The following is a 17011-nucleotide window of genomic DNA, read 5'->3' as shown; positions in this document are numbered from 1 at the left end:
AAATTATACACTCGTTACACGTTGTATATGTAATGTTAAATATAAACGTTCTGACGAATCAAGATTTTTTTCTAAATATTTTTCAATTTTGTTCACACAATTATATGCTTTTGGATACTTTACCTTTATCTGATTTAATAAGTTATCATCATCTAAATAACTTTTCTCATTATTATATATCCTTTTAAAGAAAAACCTTAAATGTGTTACAAATCTTTCATAATTAAGTGAATTTTCATCCAATTCTATATTATATGTATAGGTAACAATGTTTAATATCTCAGAAACCATTTTTGTAATTTTTATTGCATCTTCCACTTTATTTGAAGTTCTACTAATTTGTGCATTCATTAGATGCAATGCTATATTTGCTGCCTCATCTTCTTCAAGTTTAATTCCTATTTTACCTTCTATAAACTCTAAAGATTTAATTCCTATTTTAAATTCTTTGGGATAAAACTTTTTAATTTCCCAAATAAGAGCATTTGGTCTTTTTAATCCTTCACTGGCTAATTTAATTGCATAACTTATATGATCAGTAAGAGTAACATATATATGATCATTCATTTCAACATTTAAGATATTTTTTGAATATTCAATAATATCATAGCTTAATGAAACATGCTCTATTGGAATATCTTCTAACAATAATTTAAACTTTTCTGAAGCTTCGTTCTGTTTAAGAATAAATGTTTTTTGAACTAACTTTTCATCCACTTTTTCTCCAACACTTTTTTTAAATGCTATCCCACAGCCCATTACAACTATTTCATTTTTTGATGTATCCGTTGCAACAACAGCATTATTATTGAAAATTTTAGTTATATTCACTTTATCACCTCAAAACTGATCTTTATAATTAAGTTAACTACATAAAAAAACCTTAATTAATCAATAGAAATCAAAAATTTCATACTCATCAATTAAGGTATCGCCTGATCGTATCAGTAACAATCCATATATTCATTTATAAGTGTTTAATTAAATTATATTTACTTCTTTTTATTTTGTCAATATTAATAATATTATTAATTTATTGATTTTTATATTATTAATATATATTTAAATTAATTACTCTATAGGAGGAAGTAAGATGGCAAGAATTATAGAAAGATTTCATGTTAAAAAAAGGTATTAAGAAATAAAAGATATAGATACTTTATTACAAAAGCGTTACTTTTAATAACATAGTAATTCATTTATAATTTGTTTGACTATGTAAAAAATTACCAATATAATGAAATTAATGAATTTATACAAATCGGAGGAAATAATATGAATATTCTGTTAAAAGATGCAATAGATGAATTAAAAAACATCCATTGCGGAGAAGTTTTTTTATTAAAAGAATTGTTCAAAGGCTATGAATGGAACAGATTGGAGATGAATATCAGATTAAAGTTAGGAAAACTTTTCTTGTGTGAAGTAGTAAGTAATCCCAATTTAAATGTAGAAGTCATCAATAAAAACTCTGCTTATCAACAAATGTATAAAAAAAAATAATGGTTTAAATATATATAATAATATAATCTTCTCGTTGATTCAAAAGTTAAAGCTTTCAATACAAAACAATTGTGCTATTTTAACATTTATCAATATATCTAAATTTATATAATTAACAAATATAAATAGTACTGTTTAAATTATGTTATTTAGGATAGATAAATCTTAACCCTACTCCAGCATAAGTACTAAAATAGGGCTTAGAATTATCTATATTTTTATCCCCTAAAATGTTTAGTTCTTACTCTTGATTGAACATATATGTCTGGAGAAATACAATATATGCGTGAATTTATAAAGTTTCCAAAATCAGAAAATTTAATTTTGAACTTAGGTATTCCAAAGCTTTCGGGTGCTATCTCATCAACACCAAAATAAACAACAATTCCATCATCTGTAATATAAAAAGCTTGGTCCTCAGGTATGACTAGTTCCACATTAGAATAGTACATATCTCTATTTTCATTTATTTGAGATTTTATATAATCAGTTATTATATTTATATAATCAACCCCATCTCTAAAAATATCCCCAAGCAAAAGTTCTTTTCCAGTTGTCAAATCTATATTGTAATTATTCAATGTATTATACTTAGGTCCAGAGTTGCTAGTAAAAGCCATAAGACTTAATATCATACTTAGCACATAATTTTTATTAAAAGTAACTACATAACTAGTAGATACCCAATAACTCTGCTTTGGAAGTGAGTTTTGAGAAGCTACATTATTATATTCTTGTTCTTCTTCCTGTAAACCATTTTTAAAATTGTTTACAGTCATTTTTACAGCATTGTTTATGTTATTTAAAATCACTGGATTTACATAGGTAGATTGATTTCTAATATTGTATATAACAGGATATTTTACATCATATGAAAAATACTTACTTCTTTCAAAGTCTTCATTAAATTGCACATATAGTATATTATATGTACAAGTATTTGTAGATTGATAATTTTCCATTAAAACCCTCCCCTTTTATTAAAAAAATCAGATACAATATAATATGCTTAAAACAGTAATAATGTTAATAGTAAATGTAAAGAATAGAAAGTATCTAAAACAACAAAAAATGACTAATTTTGTGGTATAATACATAGGATTGAGAGTTATTTTATAGGAGGAAGTATATGTTATTATTAGCAGATAAATGGAAAGATTATGAACTTATAGATATGGGAAATGGAGAAAAATTAGAGCGTTGGGGTAATTATGTACTTAGAAGACCAGACCCACAGGTTGTGTGGCCAATGGAATCTGAATGGGCTTTGTGGAAAAACCCTCATGGACACTATCATAGAAGCAATAAAGGTGGAGGTCAATGGGAACACAAAAAAAGATACCCAGAGCAATGGACTATAAATTATAAAAACCTAAAGTTTCACATTAAACCAACTGGATTTAAACACACTGGTTTGTTCCCAGAGCAAGCAGCCAACTGGGATTGGATGATAGACAAAATAAAGAAAGCTAACAGACCTATAAAAGTGTTAAATCTTTTTGCATATACCGGTGGGGCTACTGTAGCTTGTGCATCTGCTGGTGCAGAAGTATGTCATGTTGATGCTGCAAAGGGTATGGTTAATTGGGCAAAAGAAAACATAGAATTATCAGGTCTTAAAAATCAAACAGTAAGATTTATAGTAGACGATGTTGTAAAGTTTGTTGAAAGAGAAATAAGAAGAGGTAAAAAATATGATGCAATAATAATGGACCCACCTTCTTATGGAAGAGGTCCTAAAGGAGAAGTATGGCAAATAGAAGAAAAGTTATATAGTTTTGTAGATTTATGTATGGGAGTTTTATCAGATAATCCTTTGTTTTTCTTGATTAATTCTTATACAACAGGGTTTTCTCCAATAGTTCTTGAAAATGTATTGTCTACAACAATAGGTAAGAGGACAAATACAGGATATATATATGGTGGAGAATTAGGAATACCAGCTTCTAGAGATGGTAAGATACTTCCTTGTGGTATATTTGGAAGATGGGAGAAAAAATAATGATAAAAGTCATATATGAAGATAACCATTTATTAGTTGTAGAAAAACCAGTTAACATATTATCTCAGGGGGATAATACTAATGATAAGGATATGGTAAATCTTTTAAAAGACTATATTAAAAAAAAGTATAACAAACCTGGAAATGTATACATTGGTTTAATACATAGATTGGATAGACCAGTAGGTGGAGTTATGGTTTTTGCAAAAACATCAAAGGCTGCTTCTAGATTATCTGAGCAAGTAAGAAATAAGACCTTTAAAAAAACCTATCTAGCTGTTGTTCATGGTAGGATAAAATCTAATTCAGATACATTAAGGGATTTTTTATATAAGAATAAAAAGACTAATATGGTAACTGTAGTGAAAAAAAATCATAAAGATGCCAAAGAAGCTGAACTCAATTATAAGGTATTAGACTTTAAAGAAAATTTAAGCTTAGTTCAAGTTGATTTAAAGACTGGTCGCTCTCATCAGATAAGAGTTCAATTTGCAAGCAGAAAACATCCATTATACGGAGACCAAAAATATGGCAAAGAAATAAATAAAGTTGGACAACAAATATCTCTTTGGTCCAATAAGATAGAAATCTACCATCCTACTACAAAAGAAAAAATGGAATTTACATGTCATCCATCGGATAAATATCCATGGAATATATTTTAAATCTCAAATGAGGTGATTGTATGAGTAAAAAATTTTCAATAGGCGAAATGTCAAAGCTTCATAAAATAAGTATACAGACACTAAGGTACTATGACCAAATAGGTTTATTTAAGCCTGTTCATGTTGATCAAGAAAGCAATTACAGATATTACTCAATTGACCAATTTTCACAATTAGATATTATAAAATACTTAAAGTATTTAGGTATGCCTTTAAAAGAAATTAAATCAAAGCTTGATGAAAATAATGAAGAAATTCTAAAGCTACTGACTAATAAAATTAATATAGTGGACGAAAAAATTAAAGAATTAGAACTTATAAAAAAAGTACTAAGTACAAAGAAAGAAACAATGGAAAAAGGTATGAAAGTAGATGAAGTTGGCAAAATAGTGAGAAAACATATTCCACGAAGAAGTATCTTATCTATAGAATACGAAGAAGGATTAAGTAGTGAAGAAACTATGGAACTTTCCAGAAGACAAATAGCAAATATATTAGAAGATAATATATCTGTGTTTTATGGTGGAGTAAGTGGACTTGTATCTATAGATAAATTTTTAAAAGAAGATAAAGTTATTTATGATAATAGTTTTGTAACTGTTGAAAGAGATTTATTTGATATAAAATCACAAAAATATATAACAGAAATTTCATCTGGTGACTTTATTTGTATGACATATAAAGGACCTTACAGAAAAAATTATACTGCTTTTAAGAAGCTGGTTGATTATGTTGAGTATAAAAGAATACCTATTGAAAATTATATATATGAAATACCTATAATAGACCCTTTGTCTACAAACAACGAAGAAGAACTTCTAACTGAAATTCAGATACAAGTTAAAAAGAGAGAAATTGACTTAAGATGTTTAGTGTAATTGTCTTCTCTCAGTAAAATTTCTAAGAAAACATGTGGGAACATAGCTAATGCCAATTTCCACATGTTTTCAGTATAAATATTTGAGAATGTAAATAAATTTGTGTAAAATATAAAATTTATCTAGAATCTTTTGTTGTATAAAATTTATAATCTCTTATATAAAAACTTTATCACTTCTACTCAGCTATATTGTAAACTTTTAACTTGTCTTTATTTAGGTGTTTCTTCTTAACCTCTACTAAAGCTTTTAGTGTATCCAAGGATGTCATTATTTCAGTAGAGAATTCAATAGCCGTTCTTCTCATTTTAAATCCATCTCTTGTAGAGTCATTTCCTTTAGTTGGTGTATTTATTACTATATCAACTTGTTTATTTCTTATAGCATCTAGTATATTTGGTCTAGGCTCTTCAATTCTATTTACTATATCTGCCTCTATTCCATTTTCTTTTAGACTCTTAGCTGTTCCTTCTGTAGCAACAAAAGTATATCCTAACTCTTTCATATCTTTTGCTATCTCTATAAACTCATCCTTGTCATGATTATTAACAGTAGCAAGTACTACTCCTCTTTCATCAGACATATGTCTACCTGCTGCTAAGAATCCTTTGTATAAAGCTTCTTCTAAGTTTTCTCCTACACCTAGAACCTCTCCTGTAGACTTCATCTCAGGTCCTAGACTTACCTCAACCTTAGCTAATTTAGACATTGAGAATACTGGCACTTTTACTGATACTAGTTTTGGCTCTTTGTAAACTCCTGTGCCATATCCTAAATCCTTTAATTTAGCTCCTAACATGCACTTAGTCGCTAAGTCAACTATTGGTACTCCACTCACTTTACTTATATATGGAACTGTTCTACTAGCTCTAGGATTAACCTCAATTATATATAATTCATTTTGGAATTCTATAAATTGTATATTAACCATACCAAGTACATTAAGCTCTAAAGCCATTTTTTTAGTGTATTCTACTATCTTTTCTTTTATCTCATCAGATATATTTTGACTTGGATACATTGTTGTACTATCTCCAGAGTGAACTCCAGCTCTTTCCAAATGTTCCATTATACCAGGTATTAATATATCTTCCTTATCACATATAGCATCTACTTCTATTTCCCTACCAGTTAGATATTTATCTATAAGTACTGGATTCTTGTGGTCTCTATCAAATGCATCATCCAAATACTGAATTAATTTTTCTTCGTTATAAGTTATTTCCATACCTTGACCACCAAGTACATAAGATGGTCTAACTAACACTGGATAACCTAACTCCTTAGCAATCTCAACACCCTCTTTAGTCGTCCATACACCTTTTCCTTTTGGTCTATTTATGTCTAGCTTTTCTAGTAAGTCATCAAATTTTTCTCTATCCTCTGCTGCATCTATATCATCAAAATCAGTTCCCAGTATAGGGATATTTTTTTCATGTAAGAACTTAGCCAATTTTATAGCTGTTTGTCCACCAAACTGTAGTATTACACCTTCTGGTTTTTCTTTTTCGATTATATTTAAAACTTCTTCTTCTGTTAATGGTTCAAAATATAACTTATCTGATGTATCAAAATCTGTACTTACTGTTTCAGGGTTATTGTTTACAATTATAGTTTCTATTCCCATTTTTCTTAAAGATTTTACACAATGAACTGAACAATAGTCAAATTCTATACCTTGACCTATTCTTATTGGACCAGAACCCAATACTACCACTTTTCTCTTATCACTAACAACTACCTCATCATATTGCTCATAAGTTGAATAATAGTAAGGTGATAGAGCTTCGAATTCTCCTCCACATGTATCAACCATTTTATAAACTGGCTGTATATTATATAAACCTCTTAATTCATATAGCTTTTCTGGGCTTATCTTCATTAAGTCAGATATACCTTTATCAGAGAATCCTTTTTTCTTTAATTCATGTAGATACTCTTTATCTAGGTCTTCTATTTTTAGAACTTTTAATTTTTCTTCTTGCTCTACTATCCATTTAAATTTGTTTATAAACCACTTATCAACACCAGTTATTTCTGATATCATTTCTACTTTATAGCCTCTTCTTATCATTTCAGCTAAGTCAAATAGTCTCTCATCATCAGGTACTACAACTCTAGCCTTTAATTCTTCTAATGTTCTACCTTCTGATGGTGCATGAACCAACGAATATTTTCCTGTTTCAAGTGATCTTATCCCTTTAAGAATAGCAGCCTCAAAGTTACTACCTATACTCATTATTTCACCAGTAGCCATCATCTTAGTTCCTAATTTTCTATTAGCATGTCTAAATTTATCAAATGGCCACTTTGGTATTTTTACTACTACATAATCTAATGTCGGTTCAAAACAAGCATAAGTCTTTTTAGTTACTGCATTTTCTATCTCATCCAAAGTGTAACCTAAAGCTATCTTAGCTGCTACTTTTGCTATTGGATATCCTGTAGCTTTTGATGCTAAGGCTGATGACCTACTAACTCTTGGATTTATTTCTATTATTGCATACTCTAAACTATGTGGATTTAAAGCTATTTGAACGTTACACCCACCTTGAACTTCTATTGCATTTATTATGTCTATTGATGCCTTTCTAAGTAATTGATACTCTTCATCACTTAGAGTTTGACTTGGGGCAACAACTATACTATCTCCTGTATGAACTCCAACTGGGTCTACATTTTCCATATTACATACAGTTATACAGTTTCCATTTCCATCTCTCATTACTTCATATTCTATTTCTTTCCAACCTTTTATACTCTTTTCCAGAAGAACTTGTCCTACTGGGCTTAATTGCAATCCATGTGTAAGAGTTTCTCTTAATTCTTCCTCTGTATCAGCTATACCTCCACCAGTTCCACCTAACGTATATGCTGGTCTTACAACCACTGGATATCCTATTTTATTGGCAAATTCAAGACCTGCTTCTAAGTTTGTAACTATATCACTAACTATTACTGGCTGATTTATTTCTTTCATTACCTCTCTAAATAAATCTCTATCCTCGCCCTTTTTTATAGACTCTATAGATGTCCCTATAACTTTTACATTATATTTATCTAATATACCAGCATCATGTAATTCTACAGCTAAGTTTAATCCTGTCTGACCACCCATACCTGCAAGTAAACTATCTGGTCTTTCTTTTTCTATTATTTTTTCTATAAATTCTATTGTTAATGGTTCTATATATATTTTATCTGCCACTTCTTTATCAGTCATTATCGTAGCTGGATTACTATTAACTAATACAACTTCAATTCCCTCTTCTTTTAATGCTTGGCAGGCCTGTGTTCCTGAATAATCAAACTCTGCCGCTTGACCTATTATTATTGGTCCTGACCCTAATACTAAAGTTTTCTTTATACTATCTAATTTAGGCATAACTCTTTCTCCTTATCTAAACAATTTTCACAGCTCTTATCTTCATCATCTATATAATCAATTTTAATTACTTTATTTCATTTTAAATTTAAGTTTACTCATTATATACATCTATGTTAATTAAATCAAACTTTTTTGATTTAAGTTATTCTTATTTTCTAGTTATACATTCTAATACTATTTATTTTGCTAACTCTAAAAATTTATCAAAAATATAGTCGTTATCTTTTGGTCCTGGACAAGCCTCAGGATGGTATTGAACACTGTATACATCTAGCTTCTCATGTCTCATTCCTTCAACAGTATTATCATTTAAATTTATATGCGTCACTTTCATTTGTTCAGGAACTTCTGAAACATAGTATCCATGATTTTGAGAAGTTATAAATACTTTTCCCTCTTCTAAATCTTTAACTGGATGATTTCCACCTCTATGTCCAAATTTAAGCTTAGCAGTTTTTCCTCCAAGAGCTAAAGCTAAAAGTTGATGTCCTAAGCAGATTCCAACTATAGGCTTTTTACCAATAAGAGCTTTTATATTTTCTATAACATCTTCTAGGTCTTCTGGGTCTCCAGGTCCATTTGACAAGAATATTAAGTCAGGATTTATACTTAATACATCTTCTGGAGATGTTGTAGCTGGAAATATTGTTATATCACATCCACGAGCTATAAATGATTTTAATATATTTCTTTTAACTCCAAAATCCATAACAGCTACTTTTGGACCATTTCCTTTTATATGCTCTACTTCTTTTCTTGTAACTGTTCTAACTGCTTCTGTATTTGAAAACTTATCCAATTTATGTTTAACATCTTCTAACGTACTGTCTTCTAATGTAATTATCCCTTTCATTGTTCCATTATTTCTAAGTATTTTAGTCAAAGCTCTTGTATCTATTCCTTCAAAACCGATAACTTTATTTTGTTTTAAATATTGGTCTATATCAATTTCACATCTAAAATTACTTGGAGAATCACTTTTTTCTCTTACTATAAATCCCTTTACTTGCACTTTTTCAGACTCTGCTGATGATAAATTTATACCATAATTTCCTACAAGAGGATAAGTCATAGTAACTATTTGACCATAGTAAGAAGGGTCTGTTAAAACTTCACCATATCCTATCATAGAAGTATTAAACACTACTTCTCCTACACTTTCTTCTAAATATCCAAATGCCTTTCCTATAAAAATTGTCCCATCTTCTAATATTAACCTTGCTTTCATATTACAGTACCTCCTATAATTCTCTTTAGGCAAGCTAAAGAACATTAACTAAATATAAGCTTTTAAATATCTATATCTATTTTTCACTTTTACATTCTAGTTTTATACTTATTTACATTTATTTTTTATCTTTTTCTATTATACTACAAATTTCTTAAAAAAAAGAAGTTATCTCAAAAGTAAAAACTCATAGAAAAAATAACCTCTTTTTTTTAATTTAATAATTAAGTTATTGAACTACACAATCAACTTAATTTCTATTCAGCTATATTGTAAACTTTTAACTCATCTTTGTTTAAATGTTTTTTCTTAACTTCTACTAAAGCTTTTAGTGTATCCAAAGATGTCATTATTTCAGTAGAAAATTCAATGGCCGTTCTTCTTATCTTAAACCCATCTCTTGTAGAGTCATTTCCTTTAGTTGGTGTATTTATTACTATATCAACTTGTTTATTTCTTATAGCATCTAGTATATTTGGTCTAGATTCTTCTACTCTATTTACTATATCAGCTTCTATTCCACTTTCTCTTAGACTCTTAGCTGTCCCTTCTGTAGCAACAAAAGTATATCCTAACTCTTTCATATCTTTTGCTATCTCTATAAATTCATCTTTATCATGATTATTGACAGTAGCAAGTACTACTCCTCTTTCATCAGACATATGTCTACCTGCCGCTAAGAATCCTTTATATAAAGCTTCTTCTAAATTTTCTCCTACGCCTAGAACTTCTCCTGTAGACTTCATCTCAGGTCCTAGACTTACTTCAACCTTAGATAATTTAGACATTGAGAATACTGGCACTTTTACTGATACTAATTTTGGCTCTTTGTAAACTCCTGTACCATATCCTAAATCTTTTAATTTAGACCCTAACATACACTTAGTCGCTAAGTCAACTATTGGTACTCCACTCACTTTACTTATATATGGAACTGTTCTACTAGCTCTAGGATTAACCTCAATTATATATAATTCATTTTGGAATTCTATAAACTGTATATTAACCATACCAAGTACATTAAGGTCTAAAGCTATCTTCTTAGTGTATTCTACTATCTTTTCTTTTATCTCATCAGAAATATTTTGACTTGGATACATTGTTGTGCTGTCTCCAGAGTGAACCCCAGCTCTTTCCAAATGTTCCATTATACCAGGTATTAATATATCTTCCTTATCACATATAGCATCTACTTCTATTTCCCTACCAGTTAGATATTTATCTATAAGTACTGGATTCTTATGGTCTCTATCAAATGCATCTTGTAGGTATTGAGATAATTTTTCTTCGTTATAAGTTATTTCCATACCTTGACCACCAAGTACATAAGATGGTCTAACCAATACTGGATAACCTAATTCATTAGCAACTTCAATACCTTCACTAAGTGACCATACACCTTTTCCTTTTGGTCTATTTATATCTAGTCTCTCTAGTAAATCATCAAATTTTTCCCTATCTTCTGCTGCATCTATATCATCAAAATCAGTACCCAATATAGGTATATTTTTTTCATGTAAGAACTTAGCCAATTTTATAGCTGTCTGTCCACCAAACTGTAATATTACACCTTCTGGTTTTTCTTTTTCGATTATACTTAAAACTTCTTCTTCTGTTAATGGTTCAAAATATAACTTATCTGATGTATCAAAATCTGTACTTACAGTTTCAGGGTTATTGTTTATGATTATAGTTTCTATATCCATTTTTCTTAAAGATTTTACACAATGAACTGAACAATAGTCAAATTCTATACCTTGACCTATTCTTATTGGACCAGAACCTAATACTATCACCTTTTTCTTATCACTAACAACTACCTCATCATATTGCTCATAAGTTGAATAATAGTAAGGAGATATAGCATCTATCTCACCTGCACAAGTATCAACCATCTTATATGCTGGCTTTATATTATATAGACTTCTCAATTCGTATAATTTTTCTGGGCTTATCTTCATTAAGTCAGATATACCCTTATCAGAGAATCCTTTTTTCTTTAATTCAAGAAGATAATCTTTCGTTAAATCTTCAATCTTCATAACTTTTAGTTTTTCTTCTTGCTCTACTATCCATTTAAATTTATTTATAAACCATTTATCTACACCTGTAATTTGCTCTATCATTTCTACTTTATAGCCTCTTCTTATCATTTCAGCTAAATCAAATAGTCTCTCATCATCAGGTACTACAACTCTTTTCTTTAACTCCTCAATACTTCTCTCTTCAGATGGTGTGTGAACTAATGAATATTTTCCTGTTTCAAGCGATCTTATCCCTTTAAGAATAGCAGCTTCAAAGTTGCTTCCTATACTCATGATTTCACCAGTTGCCATCATCTTAGTTCCTAATTTTCTATTTGCTTTTTTAAATTTATCAAAAGGCCACTTTGGTATTTTTGCTACTACGTAATCTATAGTTGGTTCAAAACAAGCATAAGTTTTTTTAGTTACTGCATTTTCTATCTCATCCAAAGTGTAACCTAAAGCTATTTTTGATGAAACTTTAGCTATTGGATATCCTGTAGCTTTTGATGCTAGAGCTGATGATCTACTAACTCTTGGATTTATCTCAATAACTGCATATTCAAAGCTGTGTGGATTTAATGCAAACTGAACATTACATCCACCTTGAACTTCTACTGCATTTAATATATCTAAAGATGCTTTTTTAAGCATCGCACATTCTTTGTTACTTAAAGTTTGAGTTGGGGCAACAACTATACTATCTCCTGTATGAACTCCAACTGGGTCTATATTCTCCATATTACATACAACTATACAATTTCCCTTTGAATCTCTTATTACTTCATATTCTATTTCTTTCCAGCCTTTTATACTCTTTTCAATTAATACCTGTCCAACAGGGCTTAATTGTAGTCCATGTGAAAGTATTTCTCTTAATTCTTCCTCATTCTCAGCTATACCTCCACCAGTTCCACCTAGTGTGTATGCTGGTCTTACAACTACTGGATAACCAATTGTAAGTGCATAATCAAGACCTGCTTGTAAATCTGTAACTATATCACTAACTATTACAGGCTGATTTATTTCTTTCATTACTTCTCTAAATATATCTCTATCTTCACCTTTTTTGATAGATTCTACTGAAGTACCTATTATCTTCACTCCATATTTATCTAGTATGCCTTTTTCATAAAGTTCAACTGCTAAGTTTAGCCCTGTTTGTCCACCCATACCTGCAAGTAAACTATCTGGTCTTTCTTTTTCTATTATTTTTTCTATAAATTCTATTGTTAATGGTTCTATATATATTTTATCTGCCACTTCTTTATCAGTCATTATTGTAGCTGGATTACTATTTATTAATACAACTTCTATTCCTTCTTCTTTTAAAGATTGGCAAGCTTGTGTTCCTGAATAGTCAAATTCCGCTGCTTGACCTATTATTATTGGTCCTGACCCTAATACTAAAGTTTTCTTTATACTATCTAATTTAGGCATAAATTTTTCTCCTTATCTAAATGGTTTTTACTATCTGTAAATAATACTAAATCTATATTAATGCTAAGAATTTATTAAATATACAATCTAAATCTTCTTTTGTTGTGTATTCTGGAATGTACTGAACACTATATATTGGCAATTCTTTATGTCTCATTCCTTCTATAGTATTGTCATTTAAATTTATGTGAGTTACCTCTGTATTTTCTGGCATTTCTGAAACATTATATCCATGATTTTGAGAAGTTATAAATACTTTTCCAGTTTCTAAACATTTAACTGGATGATTGCCTCCTCTATGTCCAAATATAAGCTTTGAAGTCTTTCCTCCTAATGCCAATGCTAAAATTTGATGTCCTAAACCTATTCCTGTCAATGGCTTTTTGCCTACTAAGTTTTTTATATTTTCAACTATATCATTTACATCTTCTGGATTTCCCGGTCCATTAGATAGTAAGATTAAGTCAGGATTTATATTTAAAATTTCTTCTGCTGTAGTCATTGCTGGTACTATAGTTATATCACAGTTGCAAGCTTTAAGAGACTCTAGTACACTATTTTTAACACCAAAGTCTATAACTACAACCTTAGCACCAGTACCTTTGATATTTTCAATTTCTTTTCTCGTAACATTTTTTACTGAATCTTTGTTACAATGCTCTTCTAGTTTAGACTGAACATCTTGTAACGATGTATTTTCTAAAGTTATAATTCCTCTCTTAGTTCCATTGTTTCTAATAATTTTAGTTAATGCTCTTGTATCTATTCCTTCAAGTCCTATTACCTTATTTTGCTTTAGATATGTGTCTATATCCATCTCACATCTAAAATTATTTGGGTTATCACTTTTTTCTCTTACAATAAGTCCTTTTACTTGTACCTTATTTGATTCAACATCTTCTAAATTTATTCCATAGTTTCCTATAAGTGGATAGGTCATAGTAACTATTTGTCCATAATAAGTTGCATCTGTCAATATTTCTCCATATCCAGCCATTGAAGTATTAAATACAACTTCTCCAACAGTTTCCTTTAGATATCCAAATGCTTTTCCTTCAAATACTGTTCCATCTTCTAAAATTAATTTCCCCTTCATGTAAGCTACCTCCCAAATATTTTATCTAAGCATTTTCTATTTCTTTTACAATATTAATAGCTGATTCTCTTGGATTTTCTGCTTTTGTTATAGGTCTTCCAACAACTAAATAATGAGCACCTCTTTTTATTGCATCTGATGGAGTCACAACTCTTTTTTGGTCTCCAACCTCTGCTGATTTAGGTCTTATTCCTGGGCAAACTGTTATAAAATCAGTTCCACATGCTTCTACTATCTTATCAACTTCTTGAGCTGAACAAACAACCCCATCTATTCCTGCTTCTTTTGCCAGTTTAGCTCTCTTTATAGCTAACTCTTCTGTTGTCATATTACATCCTATGTCCTGTAAATCTTGGTTACTTAATGAAGTTAAAACCGTTACTCCAACTACTAATGGCTTTTCTATATTTAATCTTTCTGCTTCTTCCTTAGCAACTAGTGCACATTGTCTCATTCCTTCCATATCTGATACATGTATTGTCATTAACCAAACATTATCTCTCACTGCAGCTCTCACTGCACTTTTCATAGTATTTGGGATATCATGGAATTTAAGGTCTAAAAATATTTTTTTACCTTTTTCTTTAAGATAATCTATTGTTTTACCTTTTGTGGCAACGTATTGCTCTAGCCCTACCTTAAATATGTCTACACTATCTTCTAATCTGTCTATTAGTTCTTTAGCTTTATCAAATTCGTCAGTATCAATTGCAACTATCAACTTCTCTTTTCCATTTATCATTTTTACATCTCCTTTTTAATAAAGCCTAAATCCTCATAAAAAAATCCTTACACCAAAAGAGGCACAAGGATTTTATCTATACATAACTCAATTCTTAGCTATGAGATATCTTTCCCAGTCTCTCTGGACTAGTTTAAAAGACTTTATTATATTTAAATTTTTATTTTATACTCATCAAAAACCTCTAGAAGATTTACTAGAGGTTATATATTAACATTATCTATAACCCTTTAGTCTCTCTGGACTACTTTAAGGAATTTAGCTGTAATATTTTTCTTTATTTATATAACTTTATGTATCACTAGGATAATTTAAAGTTTTATCTTTTTTATAATTAAACCACTAATTGCTTTTTATGTCAATAAGTCTTTGAATTATTCTTCTTTATCAAACAATTTTTTCTCAAAATATGATTCTGCATTATATATTGCAGCAACTGGATTATGCCCAGTTACTCTATCTTTGACAACTAAAGTTGTTATAGGAGCTTCCATATATTTCATGGCTAAAGTATCGTGACCAACACATAATCCAAGAATTACATTAAGGTCAACCTTAGCTTCATTTAAAAATAAAGCTTGTCCTATTGGATTGCACATTATTTCATCTGCACACTTTGATATTGTTTGAGATGCTTCTAGTCCAACTGTACTCTTAGGCATTGCTCCGTTTTTACATATAACAGAAAATACTTCAAATCCATGATGTTCAAATATCTTTTGTACTGTTTGCATTTCTCTTTTTAATCCAATACAAAATGCTATACCAATCTTTTTATAACCACATTTCTTAGCAAACTCTATAATTTCTTTTAGTCTAGTATATTCACAGTATCCTTCTGCTTCAACTAGCCCAGCGTTATAAGCTATTTTTCTATTCTCTTCTTCTTCATAAAGTTGCTTTGCTTTTTGTTGTAGCTCAATTTCTCTAGTTGGACATATCTTCATTAACTTATCCATATTTCCATCAGAACAGCCTCTAAGGTTACATTTCCCGCACTTATACATATCCAATATCCACCTTCCAAAATTTTATTCATCTTGTGATTCTTCTTTTTCACGACTTACATTTTCTTCTTGGATTTCTTCTTCTGGTTTCACATGCTCAACTACAGTTATAAAATATGATTTTCCTATTTTATTCCTTATAGGAAGTTTTTCATATGAAACATCTATTTTATTTTTTATACAAGCTATATCAAAATGTCTTAAACCTACACCTAAGCTAACCTTATTCATATCTTCACAGTGTTTCTTAGGTTTCTTTTCAAATAAATGAAGACCTCGTTCATCCTTATGGAAATACCATGGTTGAGAATTTTTTACAGATGGAGCCCTTCTTGTCAATTCTAATACTTCTTTCCATTTTCTATTCCTATTTATCTTATTTATCATATCTTTTATTGGCTTTCTATCAGGTCTAGCATATCTTGTCCTAAACAAATCTTCATTTTTTGCTGGATATCCAAAAGCTATTATTATATAAGGATTCTCTATTTTGTTTTCATCTTCTACTTCTGTTTTTAATCCAGCTAAATAGTCTAAATCATCTTCTTCATCTTCTTCAAAGTTCTTATTCCCAATATCCACAAATTCTAATATATCTTCTCTCTTTAAGTTTCCTTCCAACCAGCAAGTAGCTACTCCCAATGTTGTAAGACGTAAAACTACACCTTCTGTAGCAAATCCTATATTCTGTAAATAGTCTTCACCTTTATCTGATGTAACTACTATATAGTGAGGTGCCTTTACTTTACATTCCTTACCCATTAAAAAATGTATTATATGCCCTCTATCAACAACATGTGCTTTAATATTTAAATCTTCATTTAAGTATTCTAAATTTTTACAACTTCTTTTTATTTCTTCCATTAATGGCTTTTTTATCTTATTACTAGAAAAATTTCTTACAGATTTTCTATAAAAAATGGCTTCATAAAGCTCCATTTATGCCCTCCTAACTGAAATCTTCTGACGTATAAACTCTATAAATTTATATAAATACTTTATATTTTTTATAGTTTTATTTCCTTTTTCCTCCTGCCC

General features: G+C 29.6%; 13 protein-coding genes. 4 read left to right on the top strand and 9 right to left on the bottom strand.

Annotation, left to right across the window (positions count from 1 at the left end; translation table 11 throughout):
• Nucleotides 1-3: 3 nt before the first annotated feature.
• Entirely contained in the window at nucleotides 4-831 is an 828-nt protein-coding gene (gene licT, locus IR152_RS13465; protein WP_227452460.1) for a BglG family transcription antiterminator LicT, read from the bottom strand.
• Nucleotides 832-1275: 444 nt separating this feature from the next.
• Between licT and IR152_RS13460 the strand changes: the two genes are divergently transcribed.
• The gene (locus IR152_RS13460; RefSeq protein ID WP_227452459.1) at nucleotides 1276-1503 is read left to right on the top strand and encodes a single-stranded DNA-binding protein; all 228 of its coding nucleotides are present in this window, start codon (nucleotides 1276-1278) and stop codon (nucleotides 1501-1503) included.
• A 218-nt stretch (nucleotides 1504-1721) separates the two neighbouring features.
• Here the strand turns inward: IR152_RS13460 and IR152_RS13455 are convergent, their stop codons facing one another.
• Nucleotides 1722-2465 carry a DUF3298 and DUF4163 domain-containing protein gene (locus IR152_RS13455; protein WP_227452458.1) on the bottom strand — a complete coding sequence of 248 codons (744 nt, stop codon included), beginning with the start codon at nucleotides 2463-2465 and terminating at the stop codon, nucleotides 1722-1724.
• A 167-nt stretch (nucleotides 2466-2632) separates the two neighbouring features.
• Here IR152_RS13455 and IR152_RS13450 point away from each other — a divergent pair, with 167 nt between their 5' ends.
• Genes IR152_RS13450 through IR152_RS13440 form a run of 3 tightly spaced genes read left to right on the top strand, consistent with a single transcriptional unit; the run spans nucleotide 2633 to nucleotide 5048 of the window.
• Nucleotides 2633-3505, top strand: coding sequence for a class I SAM-dependent methyltransferase (locus IR152_RS13450; RefSeq protein ID WP_227452457.1), 873 nt, complete (start codon nucleotides 2633-2635; stop codon nucleotides 3503-3505).
• A complete protein-coding gene (locus tag IR152_RS13445) occupies nucleotides 3505-4170 on the top strand; it encodes an RluA family pseudouridine synthase (RefSeq protein ID WP_227452456.1) in 666 nt (221 codons plus the stop codon). The genes IR152_RS13450 and IR152_RS13445 overlap by 1 nt, the downstream gene beginning before the upstream one ends.
• A gap of 20 nt (nucleotides 4171-4190) precedes the next feature.
• Nucleotides 4191-5048 (top strand): MerR family transcriptional regulator, encoded by an 858-nt coding sequence (locus IR152_RS13440; protein ID WP_227452455.1) that lies wholly within the window; start codon nucleotides 4191-4193, stop codon nucleotides 5046-5048.
• 178 nt (nucleotides 5049-5226) lie between these two features.
• Here the strand turns inward: IR152_RS13440 and carB (IR152_RS13435) are convergent, their stop codons facing one another.
• The 7 genes from carB (IR152_RS13435) to IR152_RS13405 form a co-directional block, all read right to left on the bottom strand.
• Nucleotides 5227-8433 (bottom strand): carbamoyl-phosphate synthase large subunit, encoded by a 3207-nt coding sequence (carB, locus tag IR152_RS13435; RefSeq protein ID WP_227452454.1) that lies wholly within the window; start codon nucleotides 8431-8433, stop codon nucleotides 5227-5229.
• A gap of 181 nt (nucleotides 8434-8614) precedes the next feature.
• Complete coding sequence (carA, locus tag IR152_RS13430) at nucleotides 8615-9664, bottom strand: glutamine-hydrolyzing carbamoyl-phosphate synthase small subunit (protein WP_227452453.1); 1050 nt, start codon at nucleotides 9662-9664, stop codon at nucleotides 8615-8617.
• Nucleotides 9665-9921: 257 nt separating this feature from the next.
• On the bottom strand, nucleotides 9922-13128 hold the full coding sequence (gene carB, locus IR152_RS13425; protein WP_227452452.1) for a carbamoyl-phosphate synthase large subunit: 3207 nt from the start codon (nucleotides 13126-13128) through the stop codon (nucleotides 9922-9924).
• A 52-nt stretch (nucleotides 13129-13180) separates the two neighbouring features.
• Nucleotides 13181-14224 carry a glutamine-hydrolyzing carbamoyl-phosphate synthase small subunit gene (carA, locus tag IR152_RS13420; RefSeq protein WP_227452451.1) on the bottom strand — a complete coding sequence of 348 codons (1044 nt, stop codon included), beginning with the start codon at nucleotides 14222-14224 and terminating at the stop codon, nucleotides 13181-13183.
• A gap of 25 nt (nucleotides 14225-14249) precedes the next feature.
• Entirely contained in the window at nucleotides 14250-14966 is a 717-nt protein-coding gene (pyrF, locus tag IR152_RS13415) for an orotidine-5'-phosphate decarboxylase (protein WP_227452450.1), read from the bottom strand.
• Nucleotides 14967-15340: 374 nt separating this feature from the next.
• Nucleotides 15341-15973, bottom strand: a complete 633-nt coding sequence (locus IR152_RS13410; protein WP_227452449.1) for a DUF1847 domain-containing protein — start codon at nucleotides 15971-15973, stop codon at nucleotides 15341-15343.
• Between the two features lie 24 nt (nucleotides 15974-15997).
• On the bottom strand, nucleotides 15998-16912 hold the full coding sequence (locus IR152_RS13405) for a nitroreductase family protein (protein ID WP_227452448.1): 915 nt from the start codon (nucleotides 16910-16912) through the stop codon (nucleotides 15998-16000).
• Nucleotides 16913-17011 lie beyond the last annotated feature (99 nt).

This window comes from Clostridioides sp. ES-S-0108-01, assembly GCF_020662285.1.
In the GTDB taxonomy this organism is placed as follows: Bacteria; Bacillota; Clostridia; order Peptostreptococcales; family Peptostreptococcaceae; genus Clostridioides.
Note: the sequence above shows the minus strand (reverse complement) of the source record. Positions and strands in the feature narration are given on the sequence as shown.

Coding starts and splice junctions, on each gene's coding strand:
- carA (WP_227452451.1), bottom strand. CDS start 14,224: ATGAAGGGGAAATTAATTTTAGAAGATGGAACAGTATTTGAAGGAAAA.
- IR152_RS13405 (WP_227452448.1), bottom strand. CDS start 16,912: ATGGAGCTTTATGAAGCCATTTTTTATAGAAAATCTGTAAGAAATTTT.
- IR152_RS13455 (WP_227452458.1), bottom strand. CDS start 2,465: ATGGAAAATTATCAATCTACAAATACTTGTACATATAATATACTATAT.
- IR152_RS13440 (WP_227452455.1), top strand. CDS start 4,191: ATGAGTAAAAAATTTTCAATAGGCGAAATGTCAAAGCTTCATAAAATA.
- IR152_RS13445 (WP_227452456.1), top strand. CDS start 3,505: ATGATAAAAGTCATATATGAAGATAACCATTTATTAGTTGTAGAAAAA.
- carA (WP_227452453.1), bottom strand. CDS start 9,664: ATGAAAGCAAGGTTAATATTAGAAGATGGGACAATTTTTATAGGAAAG.
- pyrF (WP_227452450.1), bottom strand. CDS start 14,966: ATGATAAATGGAAAAGAGAAGTTGATAGTTGCAATTGATACTGACGAA.
- carB (WP_227452452.1), bottom strand. CDS start 13,128: ATGCCTAAATTAGATAGTATAAAGAAAACTTTAGTATTAGGGTCAGGA.
- IR152_RS13460 (WP_227452459.1), top strand. CDS start 1,276: ATGAATATTCTGTTAAAAGATGCAATAGATGAATTAAAAAACATCCAT.
- carB (WP_227452454.1), bottom strand. CDS start 8,433: ATGCCTAAATTAGATAGTATAAAGAAAACTTTAGTATTAGGGTCAGGA.
- IR152_RS13410 (WP_227452449.1), bottom strand. CDS start 15,973: ATGTATAAGTGCGGGAAATGTAACCTTAGAGGCTGTTCTGATGGAAAT.
- IR152_RS13450 (WP_227452457.1), top strand. CDS start 2,633: ATGTTATTATTAGCAGATAAATGGAAAGATTATGAACTTATAGATATG.